Origin of the sequence: Priestia sp. SIMBA_032, from assembly GCF_046535215.1 — a bacterium.
Classification (GTDB): domain Bacteria; phylum Bacillota; class Bacilli; order Bacillales; family Bacillaceae_H; genus Priestia; species Priestia aryabhattai.
Genome location: NZ_JAWRXD010000003.1, coordinates 659,273 through 686,143 on the forward strand (window position 1 = coordinate 659,273; position 26,871 = coordinate 686,143).

Here is a 26,871-nt window from a genome sequence, read left to right on the forward strand (position 1 = left end):
AAACGAGGTATATCAATGAATAATTTTGATTTACATAAGCCGTTACCATACTATCTTCAATTTTATGAAAAAATTAAGCAAATGATTGTGAACGGTGAATATGAACCGGGTCAGCGAATCAATGAAACCCAGCTAGCTAAAGCATTTGGGGTCAGCCGCTCTCCCATAAGAGAAGCAATGCGTTTATTAGAAAAAGACGGCCTTTTAGTTGCCGATCAGAAAACAGGCTTTATTGTTTATTCACTGTCTACTGAAGACGTAGAAGAAATTTATCAAATCCGTACAGCTTTAGAGTCTTTAGCTGTTGAGCTATGTATCATTCGCGCTTCCGATGAAGAGCTTCTTTTCATTGAGCAGCTGTTAGAAAGAACGGCTGAAGAAATAAAGCAAGGAGCCGAAGATTCTAGGCTTATTGAACTAAATGAACGTTTTCATCAGCTGATCCTTCAATACAGTCATAATAAACATTTAAAAAAACAGCTTGATAGCGTAAATGTATTGATTTATTTTTGCCGTGTACTTAATTTTAAAGGCAAAGGACGAGCTGCTGAGATTTTAGATGAGCATCAGCAAGTGTTCACCTTTATGAAAAAACGCAGTTTAAAAGCTGTTGAACATATGCAAAAACATTTACATCATGATCTTGTTCATTTACAAAAGCGATTAACTATCAAAAGCGCCTCTTTAAAATAAGAGGCGCTTTTTTCAAATCGGCAAAAACACTCCAGGTGCTTCTCCATGTTCATCGTCATCGAGCCACCATTTAAAGCCTTCTTGTGCAACTAATTTTTGCGCTTCTTCAGGGCCTTGTGAACCGGATGGATATTCATAAAGCGGCAACATGTCAGCCTCAAATGCATCTAATACAGGCTGCACCCATTGCCAAGATAGCTCAACTTCTTTCCAATGCGCAAAAAATGTGGAGTCGCCAATTAATGCGTCGTAAATGATTCGTTCATATGCCTCCGGCACACTTTCTTCTTCTCTTGAAAACGTAATACGAACCGGTTCAATAACGCCATTTTTTAATGGATTTTTGCTGTTAAGCTGCAAAGCGACGTTTTCACTTGGGCTAATTTCAATAATAAATAAGTTTGGTGCTACTTTATCATAAGGAGTTTCATACAGACCTTTTAAAGAATCTTTAAATTCTATGACGATACGAGTTGATTTTTCTTTCATTCGCTTGCCCGTTCGAATATAAAAAGGAACACCTTTCCAAAATGGATTATCAATCCATAAGCGAGCTGCTACGAACGTGTCATTTTTAGAGTCTGCTTCTACGCCGGGCTCTTCTTTGTATCCTCTAACAGGTTTATGATCAATTTCTCCGCTTCCATATTGTCCTCGCACAACATCGCGAGCTACTTCTTCCGCTTGGATTTTTCTTAGTGACTCCATTACTTTTTGCTTTTCTTCTAAAATGTTTTCTGAGCAAATTCGTTTTGGAAGATGCATAGCTGTCATCATGAGAACCTGCAGCATATGATTTTGAATCATGTCGCGTATGGCCCCCGTATGATCATAATACCCTGCACGATTTTCAACACCGACTGTTTCACTTGCCGTAATTTGGACATTCGCAATGTGTTTGTTATTCCACAGCGATTGCAGTACAGGGTTCGTAAACTCAAGCGCTTCTAAATTTTGCACCATCGGTTTACCTAAATAATGATCTATTCGATAAATTTCTTCTTCGTTAAACGTACTGCTTAGCTTTTCATTAAGCTCTCTTGCTGAAGCAAGATCATGTCCAAACGGCTTTTCAATCATCAGACGCTTCCAGCCTCCAGTTTGATCCAAGCCGCTTTTTTTTATATGCAGAGCAATTACATCGAAGTATTCTGGTGCTACGGACAAATAAAACAAACGATTTCCTTTACTTCCTTGATTTGTTTCTTGTTCGTCCACAATCTTTAATAGCTGTTCGTAATCTTCTGTTTTGCTTGCGTCCACTGCTTGATAATGAAACAGCGACAAAAAATCTTCTTCGTTACTTTCCATTTTCCGTCTCGAAAAAGCGTTTATAGATTGCTTTACACGCTCTTTAAAATCCTCATGAGACAGCTGCTCGTACCCTGATCCAATAATAGAAATAGCATCAGGGAGCTTTTTGTCTGTAAATAAATTATAAAGAGCGGGAAAGATTTTTCTTTTTGCTAAATCACCCGTTGCGCCAAATAAAACAAAAGTTAAGGACTCCACGTTTTTTCCTCCCGTCAGGTTGTATGTAAGATGGATTTTCTCTTCTCCTAGCTTACCTCTGTTTATTTGGGAATATCCTTTTTTCATCAAAAAGAACGCTCACAAGTGCGAGCGTCCTTTGTTATTCACATTAAAATATTTGTCATTCCCCACAGCAGCAAAAAGCTCAGCAAAATGGTCATATTTGAAACGGTTCCGACAAATTTTTGATCGTATTTGAATTCTACTGCGTAAGGTAAAACTGATCCCGCTACGGGTAGAATGAAGCAAACTAAGATTGTATACCGGAACATATCTTCAAATGGAAGTAAGAAAAACAGCGCAATTCCTACGCCAAGTCCGATTACGTAGCGAATGCTTAAAAACATGATAATTTTTTTCAAGTAGCTTTTTTGGAACGAAAAATTTAAATATACGCCTAAAAGTAAAAGAGAAAGCGGCATATTCGCTTTGGAGATAATACCTGAGACGTCTAATACATATGATGGTAAATGAATGCCTATAATCGCAAAAAGACAAATAATTACATAGGTAAGAAGCGGCATCGATTTTAATACTTTGTATAAAATCTTTTTAAATTCAATGTCAATATCATCCCCTGAATAGTAGCTGCCAATTACATAGCATAAAACAAAAATAACAAAAGCATTTCCGACATCAAACATACCAAAGTATTTAAGCCCTTCTTTTCCCCAAATGCCTTCTACTAATGGATAGGCAAACATTCCAATATTAAACCCTGGAATCATCATCGTCAGCATGCCTTTCACTTTTCGCTCATCTTTTCGAAAAACAAAAACTCCAACAGCAGCTAACAGCAAGCCATAGACAATCCCAATAACTAATAGTAAAATAAGCGATCCATCAATTTTAATACTGCTGAATGTAACGATAATCAAGCAAGGCATTGTGATATTAAAAATAATTCTTGCTAAAGCTTCCCCGTCTTTTTGCTGAAGGAGGTTTGTTCGTTTTAGTATGTATCCTAATAGAATAATGGTAATGGAATACAAAAACTGACTGTTAAAGCTGCTCATAGACCTACTCCCTTGCCCTCTTGTATACTTATTTAATCGATTGTTTTACCCTGCGTTTTTTAATCCTTGTTTCATTATAATATAAGCAGCCTAAAAAGAAACTAGAGAATTGAATGCAGTTTACCTATTTGTCAGACAAAAACAGCTTAGTAACCAACGAAAAAACTTTCTTCTAAACTGATTTTAAAACAGGACATTTTTCTTTTTTATGGAATTTACTTAAAAGGTATGAGTATTTTCATAAGGAGGAAGAAACGTGAAACGAAAAATGATAGCGCTTACTTTTTCTGCTGCTCTTTGTTTTTCCGCTTCAGGATCTCTTGCTGAAGCTGCTAACAAAACAGATGTCATTCCAAATGCTGATCAATCAGCAGAAACCTATTTTGACGGAGCGAACGGGAACTGGCTGACGACTAAAAACCCTGCTCAATATCAGCAGGCTACGCTCTATGGAAACATCGGGCTTACTCCTTATAACTGGGGAAAAGCTGAAAATGAATCAGGCTGGTATCGAATCAATCAGCCCGCTGCGGTTAAAGGGACGCAAGTAAATGGAATTTTTGAAGACGCTCAGTTCGTCATCCGGGTTCCTGATAACTGGAATGGAAAACTTGTGGTAGCCGGCATTCCTGCTACGCGCAACGAAACGTCCACCGATTTATTATTCAGCGATTACGTTCTTAAAAAAGGCTATGCGTTTGCTGCAATTGATAAAGGAACGCAAGGAGAAAGTGACCCTACCGATCCTTTTGCTAAAGTAAAAAATGCACTTGCTAATGAAGACGACAGCGTAGCAGAATGGAATATGCGCTATCGTCAAATGACAAAAGCAGCTCAGCAATACTTGACTACTCATTACTCAGACAAACTAATCAATCCGGCTAATCGAAAAAACCCTGCAAGCGATTTGATTCGAAACGATCATAAAGTACCCACGTATGCAATTGGCATTTCAAACGGCGGATACGTTGTCAGATACGCACTTGAGCACGATGATCCAAAGCAAACCAAAGAGTCTCGTTTATTTGATGGAGGCGTCGATTGGGAAGGCGTATTGTGGAGTGCAAAAGCGCCAAATTTAATCAGCTCACTAACACCTGTTGTAAACAACGCGGAGGAAGCGCTGTACGGAACGGGAAAAGAGCAAAAAAAAGCTATTAAACAAATGTATAAAGCTGGCCTTCCGAAAGGATCAGAAAAATTGTGGAGTTATCATGATCAAGTGTACTGGGCGGTCACTTTAAACATTTACCGTGACCACTTTGATCCGACAGCTCCAGGAAGAACAAACTGGCACAACTATTTAAACTTTACTTCATCAGGCCTTCGCGACCGTTCATGGGACTACATCTTTGAAAATTATCGCTATCAAACCCGTCCAAAAAGCGTAAAAGAAAATGTAGCAAAAGTAGAAAATACGGGTGATATCGATGTGCCTCTTATCAGTATGACCGGCTCTCTTGACTCACTTATCTTCCCGTCTATTCACGCCGAAGGCTATGAAAAACTCGTTAAAAAAGCTGGTAAAGCAAACCTTCACCGTCTCTATACTGTCAAAAACGGAAATCACGTTGATAGCTTAGTGTGGAATAAACAAACGGATCCAAATCAAGAGCTTCAGCCCCTGCTTCCATATGCTCATCAATCTTTTGATTTATTAGTAGACTGGGTAGAAAATAAAAAAGCAGCGCCTGCAAGTAAAGATATTAAAGCACCTCAAAATAACCTTAAAGTAATCGACATAAAATCCGGTGAAGAAGTAGATCCTCGCTAAGCAAAAACAGAAAGCAAGTTTTACTTGCTTTCTGTTTTCTTTTCATCTTCATAATAATCAAGATACAAATGGCCTGTTGAGTCTGCTTGCCCTAAAAATACCTTATCGACTTCGGCACCTTTCTTTTTAAGCTGCTCTTTAACCCACGCTACGCTATATCCCAGCTCATGAACCGCTTCTTTCATTATATTTCCGTCCATGATAATCGTTTGAGGTAATCGTGTCGCCTCTCCTTTTATTAATAAATCTTCTCTCGTAACGTTCTGCTTTTCTTTTTTTAACAGCACGCTTAATTCGCCGTTTGTTTCCAGCATAGCAAAAGCGACGTCTTCCACATAAAAGATGTCTTTTTTGCGAAGCTGCTCCATGAGCTCATCTACTGTATATTTTTCTTTTTTTACATTTTCCTCAAGAATTTTTCCTTCTTTAATGAGGATTGTTGTTGTCCCTTCCACCGCTTTTCGAAAGCTTATACTTTTTAACGATACGTTTGATACAAAAATAAGAAACGATGCCCACACTAAAATCGCTACTACACCATGACTTGCCTGTAAATCTACATCCATTGAAATTGTTCCCGCAATATCTCCAATCGTAATGCCAACGATATATTCAAAAAAAGAAAGTTTGGATAACTGTTTTTTCCCTAACAGCTTTGTAATAAAAAACAAGCCAAGTAAAATCAACACTGAACGAAGTACCACTTCCATCCAATGATTCAACGCATGCACCTTCTTTACTAAAATTAATGTATCCTCTATTTTGTGCATATTTTTATCTATAAACACGTTTTTTATCTTCCATTATTTACATACCCTTCATGAAAGGTTAGAGTAGAAAGCAGTAGGAAACAAATTGGGGGAATCATGATGAACGATGAAGTGTTAACCATATTTAACGACCAACAGCAGCGCATAGGAACAGCGTCTCGCAAAGAAGTTCATGAAAAAGGCTATTGGCACGAAGCGTTTCACTGCTGGTTTATCAGCCGCGAAAATGATACAGACTATATTTACTTCCAAATTCGCAGCGAACAAAAACAGGATTATCCCGGCGCGCTTGATATCACAGCTGCCGGACATTTGCTTCATACAGAAGCCGCTGAGGACGGTGTAAGAGAAATTCACGAAGAGCTCGGCGTCAACATTTCATTTGATGAATTGCTTCCTTTAGATGTGTTTAAATACGAAGTATCTCAGCCACATTATATTGATAAAGAATTCGCACACGTATTTTTATACTACAGCTCTCATTCTCTTAGTGCTTTTACTTTGCAGCAAGAAGAGGTATCAGGACTTGTAAAAGCTCCGTTTTCTCACTTTTGCGAACTGTGGCTTGGAAATCAAAAAGAACTGATCATTGAAGGGATAACAAATGAAAAAGAGCAAATTCACCGTACGGCACGTAAAAGTGAATTTGCTCCCCATCCCGAAGCTTACTATGAAACGATTATTTCATTCATTAGGCAACAGCTGCATTCAGCAGAAAAAGCTTAGAATCCTAAGCTTTTTCTGCTGAAAAAATCATATAAGTTGCACTGCCAAGCGCAACAAGTTTACCGTTGCTGTCTTCAATTTTCACTTCTCCAACTGCAAGCGTTTTGCCGCGATGAGACAGTGTAGACTTTGCAACTAAATATTTGCCTATACCCGGCCTTGTGTAATTTACTTTTAACTCAACTGTGCTGGCATTTTCCTCCTCGGAAAGAGAAGAACGCACAGCCGAACCAACCGCCGCGTCGATAAGCGTGGCAATAACGCCTCCATGAACCGTTCCTCTTCCTTGCTGAAGCTGCGGCTGAATCGTAATTTTCAACTCTGCATACCCTCTTTCAAGCAGCGTTTCTTCAATACCAATATAATCCCAAAACGGAATCATCCCTTTACTCGTTCGTTTCATTAATCTCATCCTTTACATAAATAAGCTATGTAAGAGCTTCTAGAAAAGCTGGAAAACTCCTGTTTTTACATACAAAAAGCGCCTGCTCTTTATCTTTAGCAAGCGCTTTTTATTTCTCTACTTTTCAAATAAAAACTGTACTTTGTTTTCTTTCCATTCTAACTTGGCATTAAAGGTTTTATCGCCTTTTTTAAAGCCTTCAATCAAATCCGTCTGTTCTTCACTTAACAGCTTTTTTAAATTAGTCTGCGTGACTGTTTTACCTAAAATCTTTTTCGATACGGTAAACGTGCATTTTGTTTTTGCATAGTTTGAGCATCCGTAAAAGGAGCCTTTATCGACTACTTTTCCGTCGCAAAGCTTACATGAACCAAACGATTTAGAAGAAAAACCTTTACCTTTGCCTTTTCCTTTTCGCTGAATGGATTCAGTGTCGTATCCGCTGAAGTTCCACTTGCTTTCGGCTTCGACAGCATCTTCGATAATTTTAGCGGAAAGCTTCTTGGTTTGTTCCATAAAGGCAGCTGCTGATGCTGCTCCTTCTCCAATTTCAGCTAGACGCTGCTCCCACTTAGCCGTCATTTCTGGTGAAGCTAAAATTTTATCGCCAATCGCGTCAATCAATACCTTTCCTTTATCAGTCGCAAACACTTGGTTTTTTTTCACATCAATATATTTACGATCTTTAAGCATTGTAATAATTCCAGCACGCGTTGCTTCCGTCCCTAAGCCTTCTGACTTTGCTAAAATTTTCTCCAGCTCATCATTATCTAAATGCTTACCCGCTGTCTTCATCAGTGTAATCAACTGACCTTCGGTGTAGCGTTTTGGAGGCTGTGTTTTACCTTCTTTTACATCTACCTTAATAACTTTACCTTCTTCGCCTTCTTGAACATTCGGAAGAATGACATCGTCGTCTTTCTCATTTTGAAAAATCACCTTACGCCAGCCTTCTTGGATTTGTTGCTTTCCTTTTGAAATAAAAGCGGCTCGCTTTTCCACGAGTGTCGTAATCGTTGTATAGTCAAAAATCGCTTTTTCATAGTGTGCCGCAATTAGACGCCTTACGATTAAGTCGTAAATTTTCTGTTCGTCTCCTGACAGTTTGCTCGGGTCCTTCACTTGTTCCGTTGGAATGATCGCATAGTGATCACTCACTTTTTTTGCATTTACATAGCGTTTATTTCCTAGAATTGAAGAGTAAGGAAGCGGAAATAAATGTTCATATTCAGAAAAAGCACTCAGCTTTTCTAAAATCTCAGGAAACGTTTCCGCTTCTCCTTCCGTTACATAGTTCGAGTCTGATCTTGGATAAGAAACAATTCCTTTCTGATACAGCCCTTGCAGCACATCAAGCGTCTTTTTAGGAGAAAACTTAAACGCTTTATTCGCCGTTGCTTGAAGTGATGATAAGTTAAATAATAAAGGCGGCTGGAACTCTTTTCGCTCCGTTACGAGTTCATGAACTTCCGCGTCTTTTCCTTCGCAAAACTGAGCAATTTTATACGCCATTTCTTTTTCTTTGAGACGTGATTCTCCGTCTTGATGCCATTTGCCTTCATATTTTTTTCCTTCAATATCAAACTTAGCAAGCACTTCCCAAAAAGGCTCTGATTTAAAATTATCAATTTCCTTTTCACGCTTTACAATTAAAGCAAGCGTTGGCGTCTGCACGCGTCCTGCTGAAAAAACATCTGACATGCCATGCTTTTTCAATAAGATGCTATACACGCGTGAAGCATTCATCCCAACGACCCAATCCGCGCATGCTCTTGTATATGCTTCATAATAAAGGTTGCGCGTGTCGCTTTCATCTTTTAACTGTTGAAATCCATCATAAATGGCTTTTGGCGTTAAAGAAGAAATCCACAATCGCTTCATCGGCTTATGAACACCTGACAGCTGAATGATATTACGAACGATTAATTCTCCTTCACGCCCCGCATCTCCCGCATGTATAATTTCTGTGACCGTCGGCTTTTTAAGCAGTTTTTTTACCACTTGAAACTGCTTCGCTTTTGAGCGCGTCACTTCATATTGAAAACGGTCTGGAATCATCGGCAGCGTGTCAATTGACCACTTTTTCCACTCCGGCTTATAATCTTCCGGACTCACAAGCTGACATAAATGCCCCACTGCCCACGTTACATACGCTCCGTCTGTAAACACTTCATTCGGTGGAATCTCTAAATAGCCGTCGTGACGCTTCGGCTTAAACTGTGAAGCGAGCGTCGACCCTTGATCCGGCTTTTCTGCAATAATTAACTTCATGTATTTAATCACCTTACATTTCAAATTTCCATGTGAAACTTAGTCAGTTTTATTATTTTATCATAGAAAGAGCTGTTGGAGTATGAATGGGGAGAAAAGTAGTTTCAATGAGAAATACATATTCCATTTTAAAAGCGTGTCAGTGCCCGTTATAATTTTCCAACAAAAAAGCTGTAGATTAGTTTCTACAGCTTCGATACACATCTGAATTTTTCTGGCACAGTCATTATCATATCGACTAAAACAAATCTCCTTTAGCACGCGTTATGAAATAATCAATAACCAAATATACAAACCAACAAGCGTAATAAACAATGTCGGAATCGTTAAAATAATACCCGTTTTAAGATACGTTCCCCAGGAAATTTTCACGCCTTTTGTTGACAGAACATGAAGCCATAAAAGCGTTGCTAAAGAACCAATCGGAGTAATTTTCGGACCTAAATCCGATCCAATGACGTTTGCATAAACGAGCGCTTCCTTGATTGTGCCAGCTGCGTGTGTTGCATCGATTGCTAGTGCATCAATCATAACGGTTGGCATATTGTTCATAATCGATGAAAGAATAGCCGCAATGAATCCCATACCGATTGTTGCTGCAAACAGTCCATGGCTGGCCGTTGCTTGTATCACGTCAGCCAGAATTTCTGTTAAACCAGCATTACGCAAGCCATATACAACGACATACATGCCGATAGAGAAAAAGACAATCGCCCACGGAGCTCCCTTTAGCACTTTTTTTGTATGAACCGCTCGGCTTTTTTTGCCATTATCAAAAATAGGATAGCGATAACACCTGCGATGATCGAAACAGGGATGCTAAAGAATTCTCCAATTAAATAGCCTAGTACTAACAAAACTAAGACAATTCCAGATAGCCGGAACATCTTTTCATCTTTGATGGCATCCACTGGCTTCTGCAAATCTGCTACATTGTATTTCTTAGGGATTCTTTTGCGAAAATATACATACAAGACCATAATACTTGCAAACAGAGAAACTAAATCTGGAACAATCATGCGTGATGCAAATTCAGAAAAGCTAATACCAAAGAAGTCGGCCGATACGATATTCACTAAGTTACTAACAACAAGCGGCAGCGAAGTTGTATCCGCAATAAATCCACTTGCGATGATAAACGGAAAAACCATTTTATCGTCGAACTTTAATGCCCGAACCATGGCTAAAACAATGGGTGTTAAAATCAAAGCTGCCCCGTCATTAGCAAATAGCGCTGCTACAACGGATCCAAGAAGAGACACGTAAACAAACATACGCACGCCGTTCCCTCCTGCAGCTCTAGCCATATGAAGCGCTGCCCATTCAAAGAAACCTATTTCATCTAAAATTAAAGAAATAATGATAATAGCAATAAACGTAAGAGTCGCATTCCACACAATGCTGGTTACCTCAAGCACGTCTTGAAAATCAACAACGCCTGCCAGTAAAGCAAGAATAGCTCCCCCGCAAGCCGACCAGCCGATTGATAAATTCTTCGGCTGCCAAATGACAAAAATTAATGTTACTAAAAAAATCAATGATGCTAGTACAACTGATGCCACTTTTTAAACCTCCAATTATTCACAACAACTAATACGCAGTCCTTGTTTTTCCAGCTCTTTTAAACGTTCGTCCTGACTTGGTACAGATTCAAGTATACCCAGAACAAATTCATAGTACTGGCTTTCTTTATTAAGAGAATAAAAAACCCGTTGCCCTTTTCTTCTTTCCTTCACAAGCTCAGCATCTCTTAATTTTCGTAAATGTTGACTAATTGAAGGTTGGCTAGCTTGATAGATATCTACGAACTCACACACACAGCATTCATTGCTCTCTATTAATTTCACCATCGAAAGCCTTGTTTTATCCCCCAACAATTTTAAGATGTGGGCTGCCTTTTCAATACTATCTATAGATTTTGTACTCATTAATGAACACCTCCTACTCCCCTTCAGCTGATGTATAATAATGGGCTTATGTATTAATGCTTCATTACTATAATTGATTTCTAACTCATTTACAATTTTTTGGTGAACTAAAAGTGATTTAGTAGTTGTTTAAGGATTTGATTTAAAGAAGTTATTTTCCCCTACTAATTTAAGTCAAATCTAGCATACGATAATACAGGTATGTTTTCTCGTAAAAATGCTACTAATATCCTTGGACAAACATACATACTTATTTTGTCTATCTGAATAAAATATAGAGAAAAATAAGAAAGGATGATTACGATTTAAAAACATTATTCCTATTATAATCCGCAAGATGGTAAATATTATGTAGACAAGCCTTACTCTCTTAGAGACAATAAAGTATCCCCCTCTGCTTCCCCTAAAATCCCTTAAAAAAATACAGCCGACAGAGCTTATAAAATCCCTGTATTCCTCAGCCACCCGTCTATGCTTAATACTACTCAAACAAGATTTCTTAATCGCTTAATCGATGAAATTGAACGTGCTCTTCTTTTCCCTCTCACACTGCCTGATACAGAGCAATATCCTAATAAAACGATAACAAGCGTTCGCCGAATGATACTCTCTAGCTATGGGTTGATCGCGGTGAATATGCAGCAAGTCTTCGCCAATTATACCATGACGAATATTCCCGGCGGTACACCTCCGCCAACATCATGGGAAGGTGCTCCATTTTTACAAATAGAGCCAAGCATGGGTTACCAACGAGGCCTGCCTTTACTTCTTATCAAAGAATCAGGTGTCAATAGTATAGGCGTATGGAATCCATCAGTAGTTCCATTCTTTATCATTGAATGGGATTCTTCAAAGCCGTTTGATGAGTTTTTTAACCGTGTTGAATGGAGAGAAATATTTCAAAACTGGGTAGCTCAAGTACGAAATGGCTATTTTATTCAAACACAGCCTTCCTATCGATATGGCCCGGATGATCTATAGAAATCACGTCAAACGAAGAGTACTTTCGAAAGCTATTTCTATAAACAACGTTGAAATGTGAGGTGAATATAATTGACTCTAATTAATAGTGGGACATGCGTAGGAGTTCTGTATTGAGCTAATGCCGGTGCATCATGCAGAAACGGGTACTGTGTTCATAATGGAAGATTAATAGGCGGCGTCATAAGCTCAAATGCCGGTACCTTAACGGTTACAAGAAGCATTGATAACACAAAGTTACAGACCTATAATGGTATTCTTCTAAGTCACCGAGCTGTAAACAAAACGACAGGGCAAGTCACGCAGCAATATTTGTATTTTAGAAAAAATCAATTGGAAAAGGTAGAAGTCACACCTTATACACAATATAGTGACCCTAGTTGCCAAAGAGAAAATCATTACAACATCCCTGATATTATCTACCCCGGTAAATGTGTAGGAATCAGATATCGGGCAGGAGATGAATGGCATATAGGAAACGGGAGATATCTATATTGGACAAGCCAAGTGAATCACTGTATATTTGATGAACGTCCGCAAAGTACAAATAGACAATTTTTACGTCAGATTTGGTACGTACACTGGATACTTGACCCAAAAAATGAACGAAATATTATACCTCAAAAGACCTCTCGAGGACGTGGATCTCCAAGAGGTGAACGTAGAATTTATGCTTTTAAGAATCTACTTCCAGCTAATGGTGAGACCGTTCTTGTAAAAGCTGCTTCTCCTGTAAATTCTGCTTCCTGGCCTTTTCGCATTATCTATCAGTGAGAAAAACAGATTGTAATCCTTAATGCTATTACAACTCCCATCCTCCACCTAGTTTCCTCTCAAAATCCCACAAATAGGTCAAGGTCAACTTGAACTGCCCCTCTAATGGTTAACATTGGAGGGGCAGTTTCTTATGACTTTCTGTTTTTATTTGTTCATACGCTTCTCTACTTTATTTCCTTGTACTGCTTCCCTTTTTCTCTTTTTTGTAAGAAAATAGAAGCGCTAATCCAAGAAGTAATCGGAATAATAATGGCTACACCAATGCCTCCGCTTAAAATAGAAATGACTTCTGCACAAAAGGTTTTTGAATTGATAATGTCTCCAAACGAATACGACAATCTCTTAAACCAGATAATTAACGTCAAATACCCGCCTACAAAGGCAAAATACAGTGTATTGGTTGTGGTGCCCAAAATATCTCTTCCGATTTTTAAACCAGAATTGAAGAGATTTTTTTTAGTTACGGACGGATCATGAACAAATAACTCATTCATAGAAGACGAAATAGATAGCGAAATATCAATGATCGCTCCTATGGCACCCATAATAATTGTACAAATGGCTATTTTAGCAAAATCAATTCCAACATAAAGTGAAAAAGCGTTAATTTCTTCTTCCTGTTCTTCTCCAAATCCTTGAATCATTGAATGATGTTCAATAATAAAAATAAAGAACACTAAAACAGCTAAGGTAATAATCGTTGAAACAAACGCAGCAAGCGTTTTATGATTGAATTTATTGATATAAAATAAATTAATGCAGCTAATGATTGTACAAGCTATCAACGTAACAATAATCGTATTTTTTATAGATAGCATAAAGAGAATGGTTAGAAAAATAACGCCAAAATTCAAGAACAAAGCAAGGAAAGATCTAATTCCTTTTTTTCCGCCCACAATACTCATCAGAATAAATAAAATAAGAGCAAGCAATAGTAAAACGTTCACTTTCTGTTCCCCTTCCTAAAAATAAAAAGACTCGAAAGATAGAGTGTAATTGGAATCGTTAAAACAATGCCAATGCTGCCAGTAAGAGCACGAATTAACTCCAAGGAGAAATTCATCGAAAACGTATATCCTAAAGGAGAGCCATTCTTTAAATAAAGAAGAACCATCGGGATTGTTCCGCTTATATACGAAAAAAATAAAATATTCGTCATAGCTCCCATAATGTCTCCGCCAATTTCCTTGCCTGATTTCAGTAAATCTTTGTGCGCTATCTCTTTATTCTTTTCATATAGTTCATAGACAGAAGAAGTAATCGTAATCGCTACATCCATAACAGCTCCTAAAGATCCGATTAATACCTCACTCATAAATATTTTTTGAGGAGGAATCGTCACAAACTCCATTCCTTCATAATGAAGGCCATTAGAATCTGTCAGTTGCATGACACCATACGCGATTAAAAGAGAAACAAATGTACCTATTAAAGTTGAAATAATCGCTACATGCGTTTTTTCTTTATTACCGCTTACTAATAACAAAGAAATAACCGTAAAAAGAACGACAGCTACAATACATACAGCTAGCAAGCTCACATTCCCTAGTGCTAAATATACATTTAAGGCCCCGATTAAAAGGACAATATTAATAAATAAGCTAATGATTGAATAAAAACCTTGCTTTCTTCCAATAGCCAGCAAAATTAATATAAATAAACCAGCGACAGCGGTAACCTGCTTGTCCCGCTTCACTCCTTCAATCGTTCCATTTAGAACATGCTGTGAATTCTTTTCTAAGGAGACAAAAAGATCTGTTCCAACAGTATATTTTTGATCATAAGCACCTGAGTATGAGTACGTATTCTCTAAATGGATAAGCCTTCCTTTATATTTCCCATTCATGATTTTAGCAACAATTTTTTGAGAATATACGGCATCTTTGTTGTGATTTAAATCAGTAGATTTGTTTTGTTCTACAACATTCGCCTTCACTACCTCGGCTATCGTTTTTTTATAAAGCGAATAATTATGGTTCGTTACTATTAGCGCTATACACAAACAGCAAATTCCTAGTATATAGAGAAAGATTTGTTTACGCGATAATTTATTAGACTTTTGCTTCGAAAAAAGATTCCTTATATGCTGGGAATACAGAGGTGACATCACATAATTCCTTTCTGGTTATTATTTGAACGCAGGGCTTTTGAACATGAAGAGACTGCAAAGAGATTTAAAGTCCCTTTGCAGTCTTTTCATTCGTTTATTATGAGCATTATAGAGCAAGACATACTCCAGGTACACAAGACGCTCAAACCTGCTGTTTTTTCCTTCCGTACTGTACCAGAGAAAAATGAAATTATAGTGAAAACATAGAACGATTTATCTACTTCACTAGTTTTTTATGACTATCTTATATAATCATAGGAATATAAAAACAAATAGAAAACTGCCTGCGCTATAATAAATTGACTTTATAGCTACTAATTAGTTATAAAGCTCATGAAAAGCGACAAATAGTTGCTAAAAACAAGGAGGTTATTTCATGTTAACGAAAAAAACACTTGTCACGCTTTCTACTCTTACGCTTGCAACAACATGCGTAGCATTCAGCACTCCAACTAGTGAAGCAGCTGCTAAAGATACCTACTCAAAAAAAATTGAAGCTAAAGCAGAAACGAGGCCTACGCTTCGTAAAGGTTCTCACTCTAGCTACGTAAGAGACTTACAGCAAAGCTTAAAGGATGTGAAGTATAACACATCCGTTGATGGCATTTTCGGTACGCGAACGCAAAATGTAGTAAAAGAATTTCAAACCGATCACCGCCTGTCTCCAGATGGTATTGTTGGCCCCTTAACATGGGCAGCTTTAGATGAGAACAAGGTAGAAAGAAAGCAATTTCCTGTCAGCACGGCTATTACATTCGGTAAAAAAGAACTCGGTGACAACATTGTCTTCAGTACAGACGACCGCTTACGGAAAGATAACAACGATAAAGCTTACTATAGATTCGTAGCAAAAAATAAAGACTGGATGGATCAAGGGGGATCAGGTACCATAGGCTGGTATCATATTTACAAAAGTGGAGATGTGATTGAAGAATCCAATTAAATCTATTTACAGATAACGGTTCGAAAAAAGCCTTTATAATCACTCTTTTGAGTGATTTACTTCCCGCCTTACAGAATGCTAAAATTTAAAGGAATCATTCCGTAGGTATTTTACTTGAACAAGAACAGCTGTTACTCCCTGTCGCTGTTCTTGTTATTTTCTTAGATAAAAATACAAGAAACAGCATGTGAATATTCCACGCGCTGCTTTTTGCAATTACATGACTACTCTGCGGGTCGAGGTCCTGCTTCTTGTCCTGAGCTTTCTACCGTTAGTATTGGCCGAACGGTGACATCTTCATTTACACGGATTTGGCAAGATAAGCGCAAATGATCTTCAATTGAACTTTCTGAGTATGCATTTTTCTCTGCGGTTGTTAAATCGCAATATTCTCCTTCGAGTACTTCTACTCTGCAAGTCGTGCATTTAGCTTTCCCGCCGCATCGATGAAGAATATTTATACCGTTGTCTTCGAGTGCCAAGACAAGCTTTTTTCCTTTTGCCACTTCAAAACTTCCGTATCCTAAAACGGTTACTCTTGGCATATATATCCCTCTTTCCCTCTACTGTATCCAAGCGATTTGAATTACACTATATGCAGTTTCTTTTTATTGCATACCTAAGCTGCAATCCATTATTTCTACTGATTACGACGTCTGTTTGTACGTTACAGACTCCTTGTACATGCCTAAATCCAATTAAGAAGACCATCGTTTTGTAATACAGCAACCAAAACGACAAGCCCAAGTATAATAACAGGTATTAGTGCCTTTAAAATTTGATACTTAGATAATTCTATGCGCTGAGGCTCCTTTAACAAATGACTCTGATTTAACTCAGTATTGTTTTCACTTTCTTTATGGTTCATGTTCCTCTGCCTTTCTATTTTTTATAGTACGGTTCATATCTACTTCTGCTGAAATAACAAAACTAGACACAAGGTTTCTTCATAAAAATCATCTTAACCTTTTTAAGAACATGCTATACTAACAATTCTATTTTAAAATAAGTCTCTATCATATGTTTCAAACAAATTCACCTTATTTCCCTTCTTAATAGCGTTTCTCACATCACTAGACGCACAGCAAGGTCGTTATTTATAATCAAAAGTAAAACCCCAGAACGAGTCATGGAGTTTTACTTCGTACGCTGGTTTTTTGGAATTTTAATTTGTTTAATATCTCCCAGCACATAAATATAAAAAATTAAGCCTAGCAACAAGACAATTCCCGCTACAATAAAGCTTAGATTAAAAGAACCTGTTTTATCTAAGAGATATCCCGTTAAAGCTGTAGCTATAATTCCTCCAAACAAGTTATTAGCTAAATTAACGATAGAACTGAGAAGGGAAATAGACCCTGCAGGCGCAATTTCTGCAGAAATAGACCAGCCGATTGGTGCCGTTGCAGATATACCTGCCAGTCCAATCGAGATACAAATCATCGCTACGACGACACTATTGGTGAAAATAGAGCCTAAAAAAACAAATCCTAAGCATAATCCCACAACAATGATCGTGCGATATACTTTTTGACTGTTATATCCTTTTTTTATAAAGTAATCAACAAGCCACCCCCCAACTAAAATGCCAGCAAATGTAGCAATTAGCCAAGGTACTGCCGTAAGCAGGCCCGATGACATGATATCCATACCGTATTTTTCTTTTTAAAAAGTTGGCAGCCACGTTAACAGTAAATTAAACGTATATCCATAGCCTGTAAACCCAATCATTAGCCCCCAAACTTTTCGATTCGTAAATAATACTTTCAAGGTATGTAAAAATTTTGATGTTTGCTCATCGTTTGCATTTAGATTATTTTCTTGAATATACTTCAACTCATCATCTGATATGCGTCTATGCTTTTCTGGCTTTTCGTAATAAAACCAAAACAGCAGCGTAAACAGCACGTTTATAATTCCAATGGATAAAAATGCTGTGCGCCAATCAAATTTGGTGATGAGAAACGCTACAAGAGGCGCGCCAAGTACATTTGAAAATTTGGCTGCTGAATCAAACAAAGAATTTGGTAAGCTTCTTTCGTTTGGAGGAAACCATAGCGACGTAGCTTTTGATGCTGCCGGAAATGCGGAAGCACTCATTATTCCTATTAAAAACCGGACAATATAGAGAAGAAGTTTTCCTTGCAAAAAAGCCATTGACATCGTTAATAAACTCCAAATCACCATACCGACTCTTGTTACCCATGCTACTCCAAACCGATCAAGCAAGCTCCCGGCAGGTATTTGCATGATCGTATAAGAATATGTATAAATAGAAAAGACAATTCCGAGCTCTGTTCCCGTTAAGTGAAATGCATCTTGTATTGCAGGAGCGGCCACTGACACCGCTACACGATCAAAATAGTTTAAAATAATCATACTGCTTAACAAAGATGAAATGAACCATCGTGTGCGTCCTGTTCGCTTTACTGTATGTTCACTCATAGCTAGCTCCTTTCATCAGTAGTTTGTTCGTTTTATTACCGTAGCATTCTACTTAATACCACAACTTCTTTTGAAAGAAATATGAGTTTTCTTCATACATCGTGTAAGAAATTTATCATTATAAAGCATAAAAAAAGAAGCAAACAAAAAAAGCCTAAGAATACATCTATTCTTGGGCTTTTCTTGCTAATAGTCTATTTTGCTGAAAGTTCATCTTCGGTTACCCACTTGTGGTTTTTCACTTTCTCTCCGCCTGTAGGCGTGTAGTCTACCATATATACCGTTGTTTTTTCGGCTGAATCAATCGTTGCTTTTGCCCCTTTCATACCTTTCATATGGTCTGCTTCAAGCGTTACTTCGCTACCTGGCTTTAACTGCTTGTTACCCGCATCTTTTATTTCTTCTTGAATAACCCACTTATGATTTTCCACTTTTTTTCCGCCGGTCTTTGGCGTATACGAAACGGTATAGGCGGTAGTGTCGTAAGCACCAACAATCGTTGCTTCAGCCCCGTTCATGCCTTTCATATGATCAGCTTTCATAACGGCTTTATCTCCAACTTTATATGTTGGATTCTCAGCTTGCTTTAATCCTTTTGGAACCTCTCCTGAACTAGAGTGATTCATCTCTGAGTGATCGTGCATGGATTCATTTTTTTCAGCTGAAGGCTTTTCATGACTAGAATCGTTTCCGCATCCGCTTAGTCCAATAATGACAGATGCACCAAGAATAAATAGCTGTTTTTTCATGACAGTCCCTCTTTTCCACCTAATAAATTTTAAAATAAAAATCATTTAACCCTTAGAAACAACTTATCTATGCATACTCTTCTTCTTTTCTTTATTGTAGCGAGACTTTGTGCAGATTTTGTGAAGATAAAGGTAGTTAGGTACGAAAAATTCCTGTGCCTAAAAAAGGCCTTCGTATGAAACACTTACCACAAGGAAAAAGTATAAAAATAAAAGGAGGAAAGAAACATGCTAAAAATACGCTTTGCTCTATCCTCACTCATACTTGCAGTTAGCTTGGTGATGGGAGCTACCTTTGCTTCCGCGCACTCCAAGCCCCCCTCTAACGTACAAAAGGTAGAAGTAACATCCATTAAAATGAAAACGAAAACGCTCAAAACGTTTATCGATGAACAAGATATGAATGCATTCACCAATAGTATAAAAAAGGCAGAGCGCATGAAACTTCTATTGGATGAAGAATCTGCTGGGAGTATTGATTGCAAAATGACCATTACCTATGGAGATGGTTCCAGCCGTCATTATTTCATTTGGATTATGGATGACGGACGCGATGTGTTAATTGCTCATCAAAAACATCCCGAGGACCTTCATCTTAAAGGGTATGAATTAAGCCAAAAAAATTCCTTGCACCTAACAAAGCTGCTAAAGAATATTCTTTAGCAGCTTTGTTTTATACATCACTTTCACCGAAAATGGCTTGGTGACTCCAATATTTTTCACTTTATATTTCCCACACAGCATATACTGCTATGACTGCAAGCACGTACAAAATAGCTGAGATGATCCACTTTTTCATACCTTATAGCCTCACTCTCTGCAATCGCAGTGCATTTAATACAACCGATACAGAACTAAAAGCCATCGCGGCTCCAGCAACCCAAGGAGCCAACAGCCCGACTGCTGCAATGGGAATACCGAGCGTGTTATAACCCATCGCCCAGAATAAGTTTTGCTTAATATTAGAAATCGTTTTTCTGCTCATTTCAATCGCATCTGCAATACTCATCAAGTCTCCTCGCATCAGCGTAATATCAGCGGCTTCCATCGCTACATCCGTTCCTGTTCCAATGGCCATTCCAATATCAGCTAACGCAAGTGCAGGAGCATCATTAATGCCATCTCCTACCATTGCGACTTTTTTACCTTGCTGCTGAAGCTTTTTCACTTCTTCTGCTTTGCCTTCTGGCAACACTTCTGCGATAACGTGATCAATACCCGCTTGCATCGCAATAGCCTGAGCTGTTTGACGATTATCTCCTGTAATCATCATCACTTCTAAGCCCATTTCTTTTAACCTAGAAACTGCTTCTTTAGAAGTCACTTTAATGGTGTCTGCAACAGCAAGCATGCCGGCATATTTTCCGTCAAGAGCAACGAGCATGACCGTTTTTCCTTCTCGTTCTAAATTTGTCATTCCTTCTAAAGCTGCATCAATATTCACTTTATGTTGGTTCATAAGCTTTCTTGTTCCCACTAACAGCTCTCGTTCTTGTACAGTTGCTTTTACTCCATACCCTGGAATAGCTTCAAAAGATAACGGGTCTTGAATTTCTATACCTTTATTTTTTATACCTGCTACGAGGGCTTGAGCTAGAGGGTGCTCTGATAAACGCTCAGCCGATGCGACTAACTGCAATAGCTCATTTTCTTCGTAGCCTTGTGCAATACGTACATCGGTTAGCACGGGAGTTCCATTTGTAACAGTTCCCGTTTTATCTAAAAGAATCGTATCGATTTTATGAGTCGCTTCTAAATGCTCGCCGCCTTTGAACAAAATACCAAATTCTGCTGCGCGGCCCGACCCGGCCATAATGGAAGTTGGAGTAGCTAAACCTAACGCGCATGGACAAGCAATCACTAATACGGCAATAAGCTTCTCTAAAGCCGGTGCAAATTCGCCAGGCACAATCCAGATATACCAAACAAAGAAAGTAAGAAGAGCAATTCCCACCACAATTGGCACGAATATACCTGAAATATAATCAGCTAATCGCTGAATAGGCGCTTTAGACCCTTGCGCTTCTTCTACTACTTTAATAATTTGCGCAAGCGCCGTCTCTTTTCCAACGTTTGTAGCTTTTATTTTTAAAAAACCATTTTTATTGAGTGTAGCTCCAATTACTTTATCTCCAATGTTTTTATCTACCGGTACGCTTTCACCTGTCAGCATAGACTCATCTATAGCCGATTGCCCTTCAATAATCTCTCCGTCTACAGGTACTTTTTCACCGGGTTTAATAAAAATAACTTCGCCTTTTTTCACTTCTTCCACTGGAATTTTAACTTCCGCTCCGTCTCTTACTACAACAGCCGTTTTAGCTTGTAAACCCATCATCTTTTTAATTGCTTCTGAAGAACGGCCTTTGGCATTGGCTTCAAATAATTTCCCTAAAAGAATCAGCGTAATTAATATAGCGCTCGTTTCATAGTAAAGCTGAGCTGTATGAACAGACGAGCCAAGCGATTTAAGAGAAGAGTATAAACTATAGAAATAAGCTGCGCTTGTGCCTAGTGCTACTAAAACATCCATGTTGGCACTTTTGTTACGCAGAGCTTTAAATGCGCCTACATAAAATTGCTTCCCTACCACGAATTGAACAGGCGTAGCTAAAGCGAGCTGAACCCATGGATTCATCAGCATATGAGGTAAAGGAATAAACGACGTAAACGTAAAATGACTAACCATTGCCCATAATAACGGTACGCTTAAAATAAACGAAAACCAAAACTTCCCTTTTTGTTTACTCAGTTCTTTTTCTCTATAGCTTTGCTCTTCTTCTTTTTCTTCCGACTTTAGCTTTGCTCCGTATCCAAGTTTTTCAACTCGCTGCGTTATATCTTGCGGAGCTATTTGAGAAGGGCTGTATTCAACAGAAGCCGTTTCTAAAGCAAGGTTAACACTTGCCTTTGTCACGCCTTCTAATTTGTTTAACCCTTTTTCAATACGGGTCGAACAAGCGGCGCATGTCATACCAGTAATAGCAAATTCGGCTTTTTCATTTACAACTCCGTATCCAAGCTTTTCGATTTTTTCTTCAAAGGCCTGTGGACTTGTTTTAGACGGATCAAATATGACAGTAGATCTTTCTAAAGCCAAATTCACGTTTGCTTCTTTTACACCTTCTATTTTTTTTAATCCTTTTTCAATTCGATTTGAACACGCTGCACATGTCATACCGGTAATTTGCAAGGTGGATTCTTTTTGTTTGCCACTCACCGCGTTTCGCCTCCTGTTATATACCTACAAGGGGTATATTTTTCTCTTAAATCAAGCGTGCGAAGATATTCGCACGCGATGCTGTTTATGCTACGTCATAACCTTGGTCATCAATAGCTTCTTTAATAGCTTCGATCGTTACTTGACTTGGATCAAATGCAACCGTTACTTTTGCATCTTCTAAGCTTACTTCCACGCTTTTAACGCCATTAAGTTCGCCTACGCCTCCTTCAACAGCTTTGACACAATGACCGCAAGACATTCCTTGTACTGATAATGTTACGTTTTCCATTTTTAGCATCTCCTTTATTTCATTAATCGTTTAATTGTTGTTAATAATTCATCCACTACTTCTTCATCACCAGCTTGCACACGTTCTACAATGCAATGCTTCAAGTGACCTTCAAGCAAAATTTTACTTACACTATTTAAAGCAGACTGCGCAGCTGCGATTTGAGTAATCACGTCGTCACAATACGTATCTTTTTCAATTAATCCTTTAATTCCTCGAATTTGTCCTTCAATTCGATTTAATCGGCTTGTTAGATTTTTTTTCACTTCTGGAGAATGGTGACTTTTTCTTTCACTATTTATCGTACAACATTTTTCTTCACTATTCATGTGATTCGCTTCGACCATCTAGCATCCTCCCTTCATAACTTTATGGTACTATACCCCCCTACCCTATGTAAAGAGAAAAGTTCGCTTCTGCTTACTTTATCTTTTCACCAATTTCAACAGCTATGCTCATATCATTTTCAACTAACATCAACCCACTTATAGCCTATTCCCCATACGGTTTGCAAGTATTCGTCTACAGGAAAGCCCGCTTTTCTAAGCTTATCCCGAACATTTCGTACATGAGAGTCAATAGTACGGTCTCCAATCTCCGCCTCATATCCCCACACTAACACAAGCAAGTCGTCTCGGCTGAACACACGATTTAAATGCTGAAGAAGTAATCCCACTAATTCAAACTCTTTAGGCGTTACTTGAATCTGCTGATTTTTATATTGTAATACATGATTTTCCTTGCTCCATACTAACCCTTTGTAGGTGATTTCATGTTTTTCCTTTAACGAACGTCTAAGGACCGCACGGATGCGTGCAACCAATTCTTCTTCGCTAAACGGTTTAGTAATATAGTCGTCTGACCCTATATTTAATCCTTTTACTACATCTAACGTTTGACTGCGGGCTGTGAGCATAATGACCGGTAGATCAGACATTTTCCTTACTTCTTGGCAAATCTCCCACCCGTCTCTGCTTGGCATCATAATATCTAATAACATCAAATCTGCTTTGTTACCTTGAGAAAGATAGCGTAGCGCTTCAGTGCCACTTTCAAATTTTATACATGTAAATCCGTTTGGCCGTAGATAAAGTTCTAGTAAATCTAGCATTCTTACTTCATCATCGACTAATAAAATGGTTGTCATTCTACCCATCCTCTCTTATTACAATCTCTACAGTCGTTCCTTTTCCCATCTCGCTTGTGATTGTTATTTCTCCTCCGTGAGCTTCTACAATCTCTTTTACAATGGATAAGCCTAATCCGTAGCCTCCGCTTTTTCTCGAGCGAGATTTCTCTACTCGATATAGCTTATCAAATATGTAAGGCAGATCTTTTTCTGGAATACCTATTCCTTGATCTTTAAGGGTTATGGTTACTAATTTAGCTGATTTTTTTACGACTACATCAATTTTGGTCTCTTCTTTTGAATAGTTCATTGCATTATCAAGTAAATTGATAATTACTTGCTGAAATCTTTCAGGATCTAGTGAAATGTAAAGTCCTTGAGGACAGCTTATGTCCAGCTTCATGCCTTTTTCTTTCAAAGCTAAATGAAAGTGCGCGCATATGGTGTGCAAATATGCAGCTAGCTCTACTTTTTGTTTTTGAATAAAAAATGTATGCTGATCCAGCTGCGCCAGCTGAAACAAATCTTTAACTAACTGTGAAATTCTTTCCGCTTCTTCTTGCACAATAGCAAGATATTTATCCCTTTCTTCCGGTGTATTAGAAGGCCTTCTTGCTACGTCCGCATAGCCCTTTAAATACATTAAAGGAGTTTGAAGTTCATGTGAAATGCTGCTTAAAAATTCATTTCTCTCTTTTCGTAACCGCTGCAGCTCATTCGCTAGCGACTGAATCGACATTCCTAATTGTCCAAGTTCATCTCTTGAATGAGCGCCAAGTTTCACAGACAAATCTCCTTGACTCAGCTTCTCTGTTGCTTTTTTCATTTTGATTAAAGGAGCCGTTATAAATTTAGACAGGGCAAAAATAGTCACAATGGAAAATAAAACGGAAACAGCTCCCGCTACGTAAAAATGATGCTGTAGTCTCGCAATCATTTCGTGAATATCATTTGTGTTCTTGAACATATAAACCGTTCCGAACTGCTGATGGTCTTTTTTAATAGGTGATGCTGTGGCGATATAAGGTTTGCTTTTCCAGTCGCCTTGCATGATTTCACCTTTGTATGTAAGAGATTTTCCTTTCCATTTCTCTACAGCTTTTCTTGCACCTTGAATTAAAGGCCTAGACGAACTGATAATTTTTCCTGTTTTATCTGTGATAACAACGTCGGTTTCTGCCTCAGATTCCATCAGTGCAACATGGTTAAGCGTAGCTGAATCATGATGCTTCTCTAATACTTCTCGGTGACTGTTTCCTCTTAGACGCAAGCTTTGCAACTCCTCTGAAATTCTTGTATTGGCAAGACCGCTATATAAATAGAAAAAGAGAGCGGCTTCAACTAGTAAAATGAACATTAAAAACAAGAGTCCAAGCTTAATAGAAAGTCTATTCATTTATTCACATCCCTTGCTTTCATTATAGAAGTAATAATTGAAGAAACTGTGCAGAATAAAACATACCTAATTAAATAACGATTATTCTTTGACATTTTACCACAGGTATCTGACAGCTTAGCGTATGAAGTAAGTTTATCATACAGCAAATTTCGAACTTACGAAGCGTGCAGCAATACATAATCCAAAAGCAAAAAGAGATTGAGACATAACAAAATCACTCTAATCTAAAGACGAAAAAATTGGATAAAGGAGCTAGTATAAATTACTGGTCACACCGCAGTTGATTTCGGTGCAAGACTTCGCTTTCCGCGGGCGGCCGCTGAGCCTCCTCGTTGCTTCCGCTCCTGCGAGGTCTCACCTGTTCCGCTTTCCCCGCAGGAGTCTTCGTCTTGCCCTCCAATCAACTGCTAGAAGCAACTACATACATGAAACCTACGTTCACCATATCAATAAAAAAACCCGAACGAGTTGGATTCTTCATCAAGAATCTCGATTCATCGTTCGGATTTTTCTTTAACTAAACTACTTTTGTCTCAGCCTCTTTTTATTTAACAATGATAACAGGACATTCTGCGGATTGAGCAACTTCGTGACTTACACTTCCTAAAAATGTCTCTTTAACAAAGCCCTTTCCTCGGCTTCCTATTACAATGATGTCTTGTTGATTATCACGTGCGTATTCGATAATTTTCTTTGAAGCGGTGCCTTCTAAACCATATGCCTCATATGGAATACCTGATTGAGTTAAATGATTGTGAGCTTCAGATAAAATATCACGGTTTTCTTCTTCTATCAGTGCGTCTAAGTCAACGCTAAAAACAGGCTGCTGCAAGTGAATTCTTTCCTTAATATGTACAATTGTCAGCTTATTAGCATTTACGCTTTTAGCTAGTTTACTTGCATGTTGAAGAGCACGAATAGAAGGTGCGGAGCCATCAAAGGCGACTAAAATTTTGTTATACATATAAAGAACCCTCTCTCTTTTTGTTCTTTCGTGATGTATTACTATCTAGATGCTGTAGATGATAAAGCAAAAAATAATAAAGTAAGAGACTTCTTGATTTTTGCTTTATCATCCATACTATACTTTTACCGCTTTCAGAAAAAACAAAACATTTATCCGTTTTTTTCCATATAAAAAGCCTTTGCTCACTAGAAGCAAAGGCTGATTGTTTATGTTAGTAGGTTATTTAACAAACTTCTTTTAACTCTTCAGTTAAACGTAAAAAAGTTTCTTTATCTCTTTTTTCTAAAGACTGATCGATTTGCAGTAAAAGCTGTGCTTTTTTAAAGTCACGAAGAGATTTGTTTAGCACTAATTGAGCTGCTGTCGCGTCTGATACTTTTACTTCTTCTCGTGTCATTTTGCGGGACGTATAGTTTTCCATTACAAGTCAACTCCTCATCCTTTTCGCTATTATATAAGAAATCATATAATTATTCAAATATTTTTTCTTATTTTTCATTTTAAATTTGACCCCCAAAAACCGAGATTAACACATAACGAAATCAATTCAATCTAAAGACAAACAAATTGGATACATGAGCTGAACCGCTTGTGACACCGCTGTTGATTTCCGTGCAAGGCTTCGCTTTCCGCGGGCGGCCGGTGGGCCTCCTCGTCGCTTGCACTCCAATTAACCGCTAGAAGCACCTACCCACATAAACGAAACCTACGTTCATCACAATAACAAAAAATCCGAACGAGTTGG

General features: G+C 38.2%; 26 protein-coding genes and 2 pseudogenes. 6 read left to right on the forward strand and 22 right to left on the reverse strand.

Features of this window, described 5'->3' with window-relative positions; all coding sequences use genetic code 11:
- The first annotated feature begins 15 nt into the window (after window positions 1-15).
- Window positions 16-693, forward strand: a complete 678-nt coding sequence (locus SB717_RS13565; RefSeq protein WP_074682068.1) for a GntR family transcriptional regulator — start codon at window positions 16-18, stop codon at window positions 691-693.
- A gap of 12 nt (window positions 694-705) precedes the next feature.
- Here SB717_RS13565 and zwf read toward each other — a convergent pair whose 3' ends face one another.
- Both zwf and SB717_RS13575 read right to left on the reverse strand, forming a co-directional pair.
- Window positions 706-2,205: a glucose-6-phosphate dehydrogenase gene (zwf, locus tag SB717_RS13570; RefSeq protein WP_074682071.1), complete on the reverse strand. Its 1,500-nt coding sequence runs from the start codon at window positions 2,203-2,205 to the stop codon at window positions 706-708.
- Between the two features lie 125 nt (window positions 2,206-2,330).
- Window positions 2,331-3,242 carry an AEC family transporter gene (locus SB717_RS13575; RefSeq protein ID WP_074682073.1) on the reverse strand — a complete coding sequence of 304 codons (912 nt, stop codon included), beginning with the start codon at window positions 3,240-3,242 and terminating at the stop codon, window positions 2,331-2,333.
- A 256-nt stretch (window positions 3,243-3,498) separates the two neighbouring features.
- Here SB717_RS13575 and SB717_RS13580 point away from each other — a divergent pair, with 256 nt between their 5' ends.
- A complete protein-coding gene (locus tag SB717_RS13580) occupies window positions 3,499-5,016 on the forward strand; it encodes an alpha/beta hydrolase (protein WP_410903916.1) in 1,518 nt (505 codons plus the stop codon).
- Between the two features lie 20 nt (window positions 5,017-5,036).
- On the opposite strand, the gene SB717_RS13585 is transcribed toward SB717_RS13580, so the two are convergent.
- Entirely contained in the window at window positions 5,037-5,747 is a 711-nt protein-coding gene (locus tag SB717_RS13585) for a DUF421 domain-containing protein (RefSeq protein WP_235915223.1), read from the reverse strand.
- Between the two features lie 135 nt (window positions 5,748-5,882).
- Here SB717_RS13585 and SB717_RS13590 point away from each other — a divergent pair, with 135 nt between their 5' ends.
- Complete coding sequence (locus SB717_RS13590) at window positions 5,883-6,512, forward strand: NUDIX hydrolase (protein ID WP_410903917.1); 630 nt, start codon at window positions 5,883-5,885, stop codon at window positions 6,510-6,512.
- A gap of 4 nt (window positions 6,513-6,516) precedes the next feature.
- Here SB717_RS13590 and SB717_RS13595 read toward each other — a convergent pair whose 3' ends face one another.
- The 4 genes and pseudogenes from SB717_RS13595 to SB717_RS13610 form a co-directional block, all read right to left on the reverse strand.
- Window positions 6,517-6,915, reverse strand: coding sequence for a PaaI family thioesterase (locus SB717_RS13595; protein WP_410903918.1), 399 nt, complete (start codon window positions 6,913-6,915; stop codon window positions 6,517-6,519).
- 117 nt (window positions 6,916-7,032) lie between these two features.
- Window positions 7,033-9,186 carry a DNA topoisomerase III gene (locus SB717_RS13600; RefSeq protein WP_410903919.1) on the reverse strand — a complete coding sequence of 718 codons (2,154 nt, stop codon included), beginning with the start codon at window positions 9,184-9,186 and terminating at the stop codon, window positions 7,033-7,035.
- Window positions 9,187-9,525: 339 nt separating this feature from the next.
- Window positions 9,526-10,748, reverse strand: a pseudogene (locus tag SB717_RS13605) (arsenic transporter); the annotation flags it as partial.
- A gap of 15 nt (window positions 10,749-10,763) precedes the next feature.
- Window positions 10,764-11,114, reverse strand: coding sequence for an ArsR/SmtB family transcription factor (locus SB717_RS13610; RefSeq protein ID WP_410903920.1), 351 nt, complete (start codon window positions 11,112-11,114; stop codon window positions 10,764-10,766).
- 471 nt (window positions 11,115-11,585) lie between these two features.
- Between SB717_RS13610 and SB717_RS13615 the strand changes: the two genes are divergently transcribed.
- The gene (locus SB717_RS13615; RefSeq protein ID WP_074682087.1) at window positions 11,586-12,095 is read left to right on the forward strand and encodes a hypothetical protein; all 510 of its coding nucleotides are present in this window, start codon (window positions 11,586-11,588) and stop codon (window positions 12,093-12,095) included.
- 941 nt (window positions 12,096-13,036) lie between these two features.
- Here SB717_RS13615 and SB717_RS13620 read toward each other — a convergent pair.
- Complete coding sequence (locus SB717_RS13620; RefSeq protein WP_029714559.1) at window positions 13,037-13,819, reverse strand: YibE/F family protein; 783 nt, start codon at window positions 13,817-13,819, stop codon at window positions 13,037-13,039.
- The gene (locus SB717_RS13625) at window positions 13,816-14,808 is read right to left on the reverse strand and encodes a YibE/F family protein (protein ID WP_182005732.1); all 993 of its coding nucleotides are present in this window, start codon (window positions 14,806-14,808) and stop codon (window positions 13,816-13,818) included. The genes SB717_RS13620 and SB717_RS13625 overlap by 4 nt, the downstream gene beginning before the upstream one ends.
- 550 nt (window positions 14,809-15,358) lie before the next feature.
- Here SB717_RS13625 and SB717_RS13630 point away from each other — a divergent pair.
- The gene (locus SB717_RS13630) at window positions 15,359-15,925 is read left to right on the forward strand and encodes a peptidoglycan-binding domain-containing protein (protein ID WP_410903921.1); all 567 of its coding nucleotides are present in this window, start codon (window positions 15,359-15,361) and stop codon (window positions 15,923-15,925) included.
- 224 nt (window positions 15,926-16,149) lie between these two features.
- Here the strand turns inward: SB717_RS13630 and SB717_RS13635 are convergent, their stop codons facing one another.
- The 4 genes and pseudogenes from SB717_RS13635 to SB717_RS13650 form a co-directional block, all read right to left on the reverse strand.
- Window positions 16,150-16,470, reverse strand: a complete 321-nt coding sequence (locus SB717_RS13635) for a 2Fe-2S iron-sulfur cluster-binding protein (RefSeq protein ID WP_029714556.1) — start codon at window positions 16,468-16,470, stop codon at window positions 16,150-16,152.
- A gap of 143 nt (window positions 16,471-16,613) precedes the next feature.
- Complete coding sequence (locus SB717_RS13640; protein ID WP_029714555.1) at window positions 16,614-16,793, reverse strand: hypothetical protein; 180 nt, start codon at window positions 16,791-16,793, stop codon at window positions 16,614-16,616.
- 269 nt (window positions 16,794-17,062) lie between these two features.
- Window positions 17,063-18,370, reverse strand: a pseudogene (locus SB717_RS13645) (MFS transporter).
- Between the two features lie 194 nt (window positions 18,371-18,564).
- Window positions 18,565-19,119: a YdhK family protein gene (locus tag SB717_RS13650; protein WP_074682097.1), complete on the reverse strand. Its 555-nt coding sequence runs from the start codon at window positions 19,117-19,119 to the stop codon at window positions 18,565-18,567.
- Window positions 19,120-19,347: 228 nt separating this feature from the next.
- Between SB717_RS13650 and SB717_RS13655 the strand changes: the two genes are divergently transcribed.
- Complete coding sequence (locus tag SB717_RS13655) at window positions 19,348-19,782, forward strand: YhfM domain-containing protein (RefSeq protein ID WP_410903922.1); 435 nt, start codon at window positions 19,348-19,350, stop codon at window positions 19,780-19,782.
- Between the two features lie 139 nt (window positions 19,783-19,921).
- Here SB717_RS13655 and SB717_RS13660 read toward each other — a convergent pair whose 3' ends face one another.
- The 9 genes from SB717_RS13660 to SB717_RS13700 all read right to left on the reverse strand — a co-directional run bounded on the left by SB717_RS13660 (window position 19,922) and on the right by SB717_RS13700 (window position 26,796).
- A complete protein-coding gene (locus SB717_RS13660) occupies window positions 19,922-22,339 on the reverse strand; it encodes a heavy metal translocating P-type ATPase (RefSeq protein WP_410903923.1) in 2,418 nt (805 codons plus the stop codon).
- 85 nt (window positions 22,340-22,424) lie between these two features.
- Window positions 22,425-22,631: a copper chaperone CopZ gene (gene copZ / locus SB717_RS13665; protein ID WP_029714551.1), complete on the reverse strand. Its 207-nt coding sequence runs from the start codon at window positions 22,629-22,631 to the stop codon at window positions 22,425-22,427.
- Window positions 22,632-22,645: 14 nt separating this feature from the next.
- Complete coding sequence (locus SB717_RS13670) at window positions 22,646-22,978, reverse strand: metal-sensitive transcriptional regulator (RefSeq protein ID WP_014460516.1); 333 nt, start codon at window positions 22,976-22,978, stop codon at window positions 22,646-22,648.
- 119 nt (window positions 22,979-23,097) lie between these two features.
- The gene (locus tag SB717_RS13675) at window positions 23,098-23,778 is read right to left on the reverse strand and encodes a response regulator transcription factor (RefSeq protein WP_074682103.1); all 681 of its coding nucleotides are present in this window, start codon (window positions 23,776-23,778) and stop codon (window positions 23,098-23,100) included.
- Between the two features lies 1 nt (window position 23,779).
- Window positions 23,780-25,156, reverse strand: a complete 1,377-nt coding sequence (locus SB717_RS13680; protein ID WP_410903924.1) for a sensor histidine kinase — start codon at window positions 25,154-25,156, stop codon at window positions 23,780-23,782.
- Between the two features lie 272 nt (window positions 25,157-25,428).
- The gene (locus tag SB717_RS13685; RefSeq protein ID WP_255285374.1) at window positions 25,429-25,563 is read right to left on the reverse strand and encodes a hypothetical protein; all 135 of its coding nucleotides are present in this window, start codon (window positions 25,561-25,563) and stop codon (window positions 25,429-25,431) included.
- A 140-nt stretch (window positions 25,564-25,703) separates the two neighbouring features.
- On the reverse strand, window positions 25,704-26,123 hold the full coding sequence (locus SB717_RS13690) for a universal stress protein (protein ID WP_029714548.1): 420 nt from the start codon (window positions 26,121-26,123) through the stop codon (window positions 25,704-25,706).
- 226 nt (window positions 26,124-26,349) lie between these two features.
- On the reverse strand, window positions 26,350-26,547 hold the full coding sequence (locus SB717_RS13695) for an IDEAL domain-containing protein (RefSeq protein ID WP_013082792.1): 198 nt from the start codon (window positions 26,545-26,547) through the stop codon (window positions 26,350-26,352).
- Between the two features lie 126 nt (window positions 26,548-26,673).
- Entirely contained in the window at window positions 26,674-26,796 is a 123-nt protein-coding gene (locus tag SB717_RS13700; protein ID WP_255285381.1) for a hypothetical protein, read from the reverse strand.
- Window positions 26,797-26,871 lie beyond the last annotated feature (75 nt).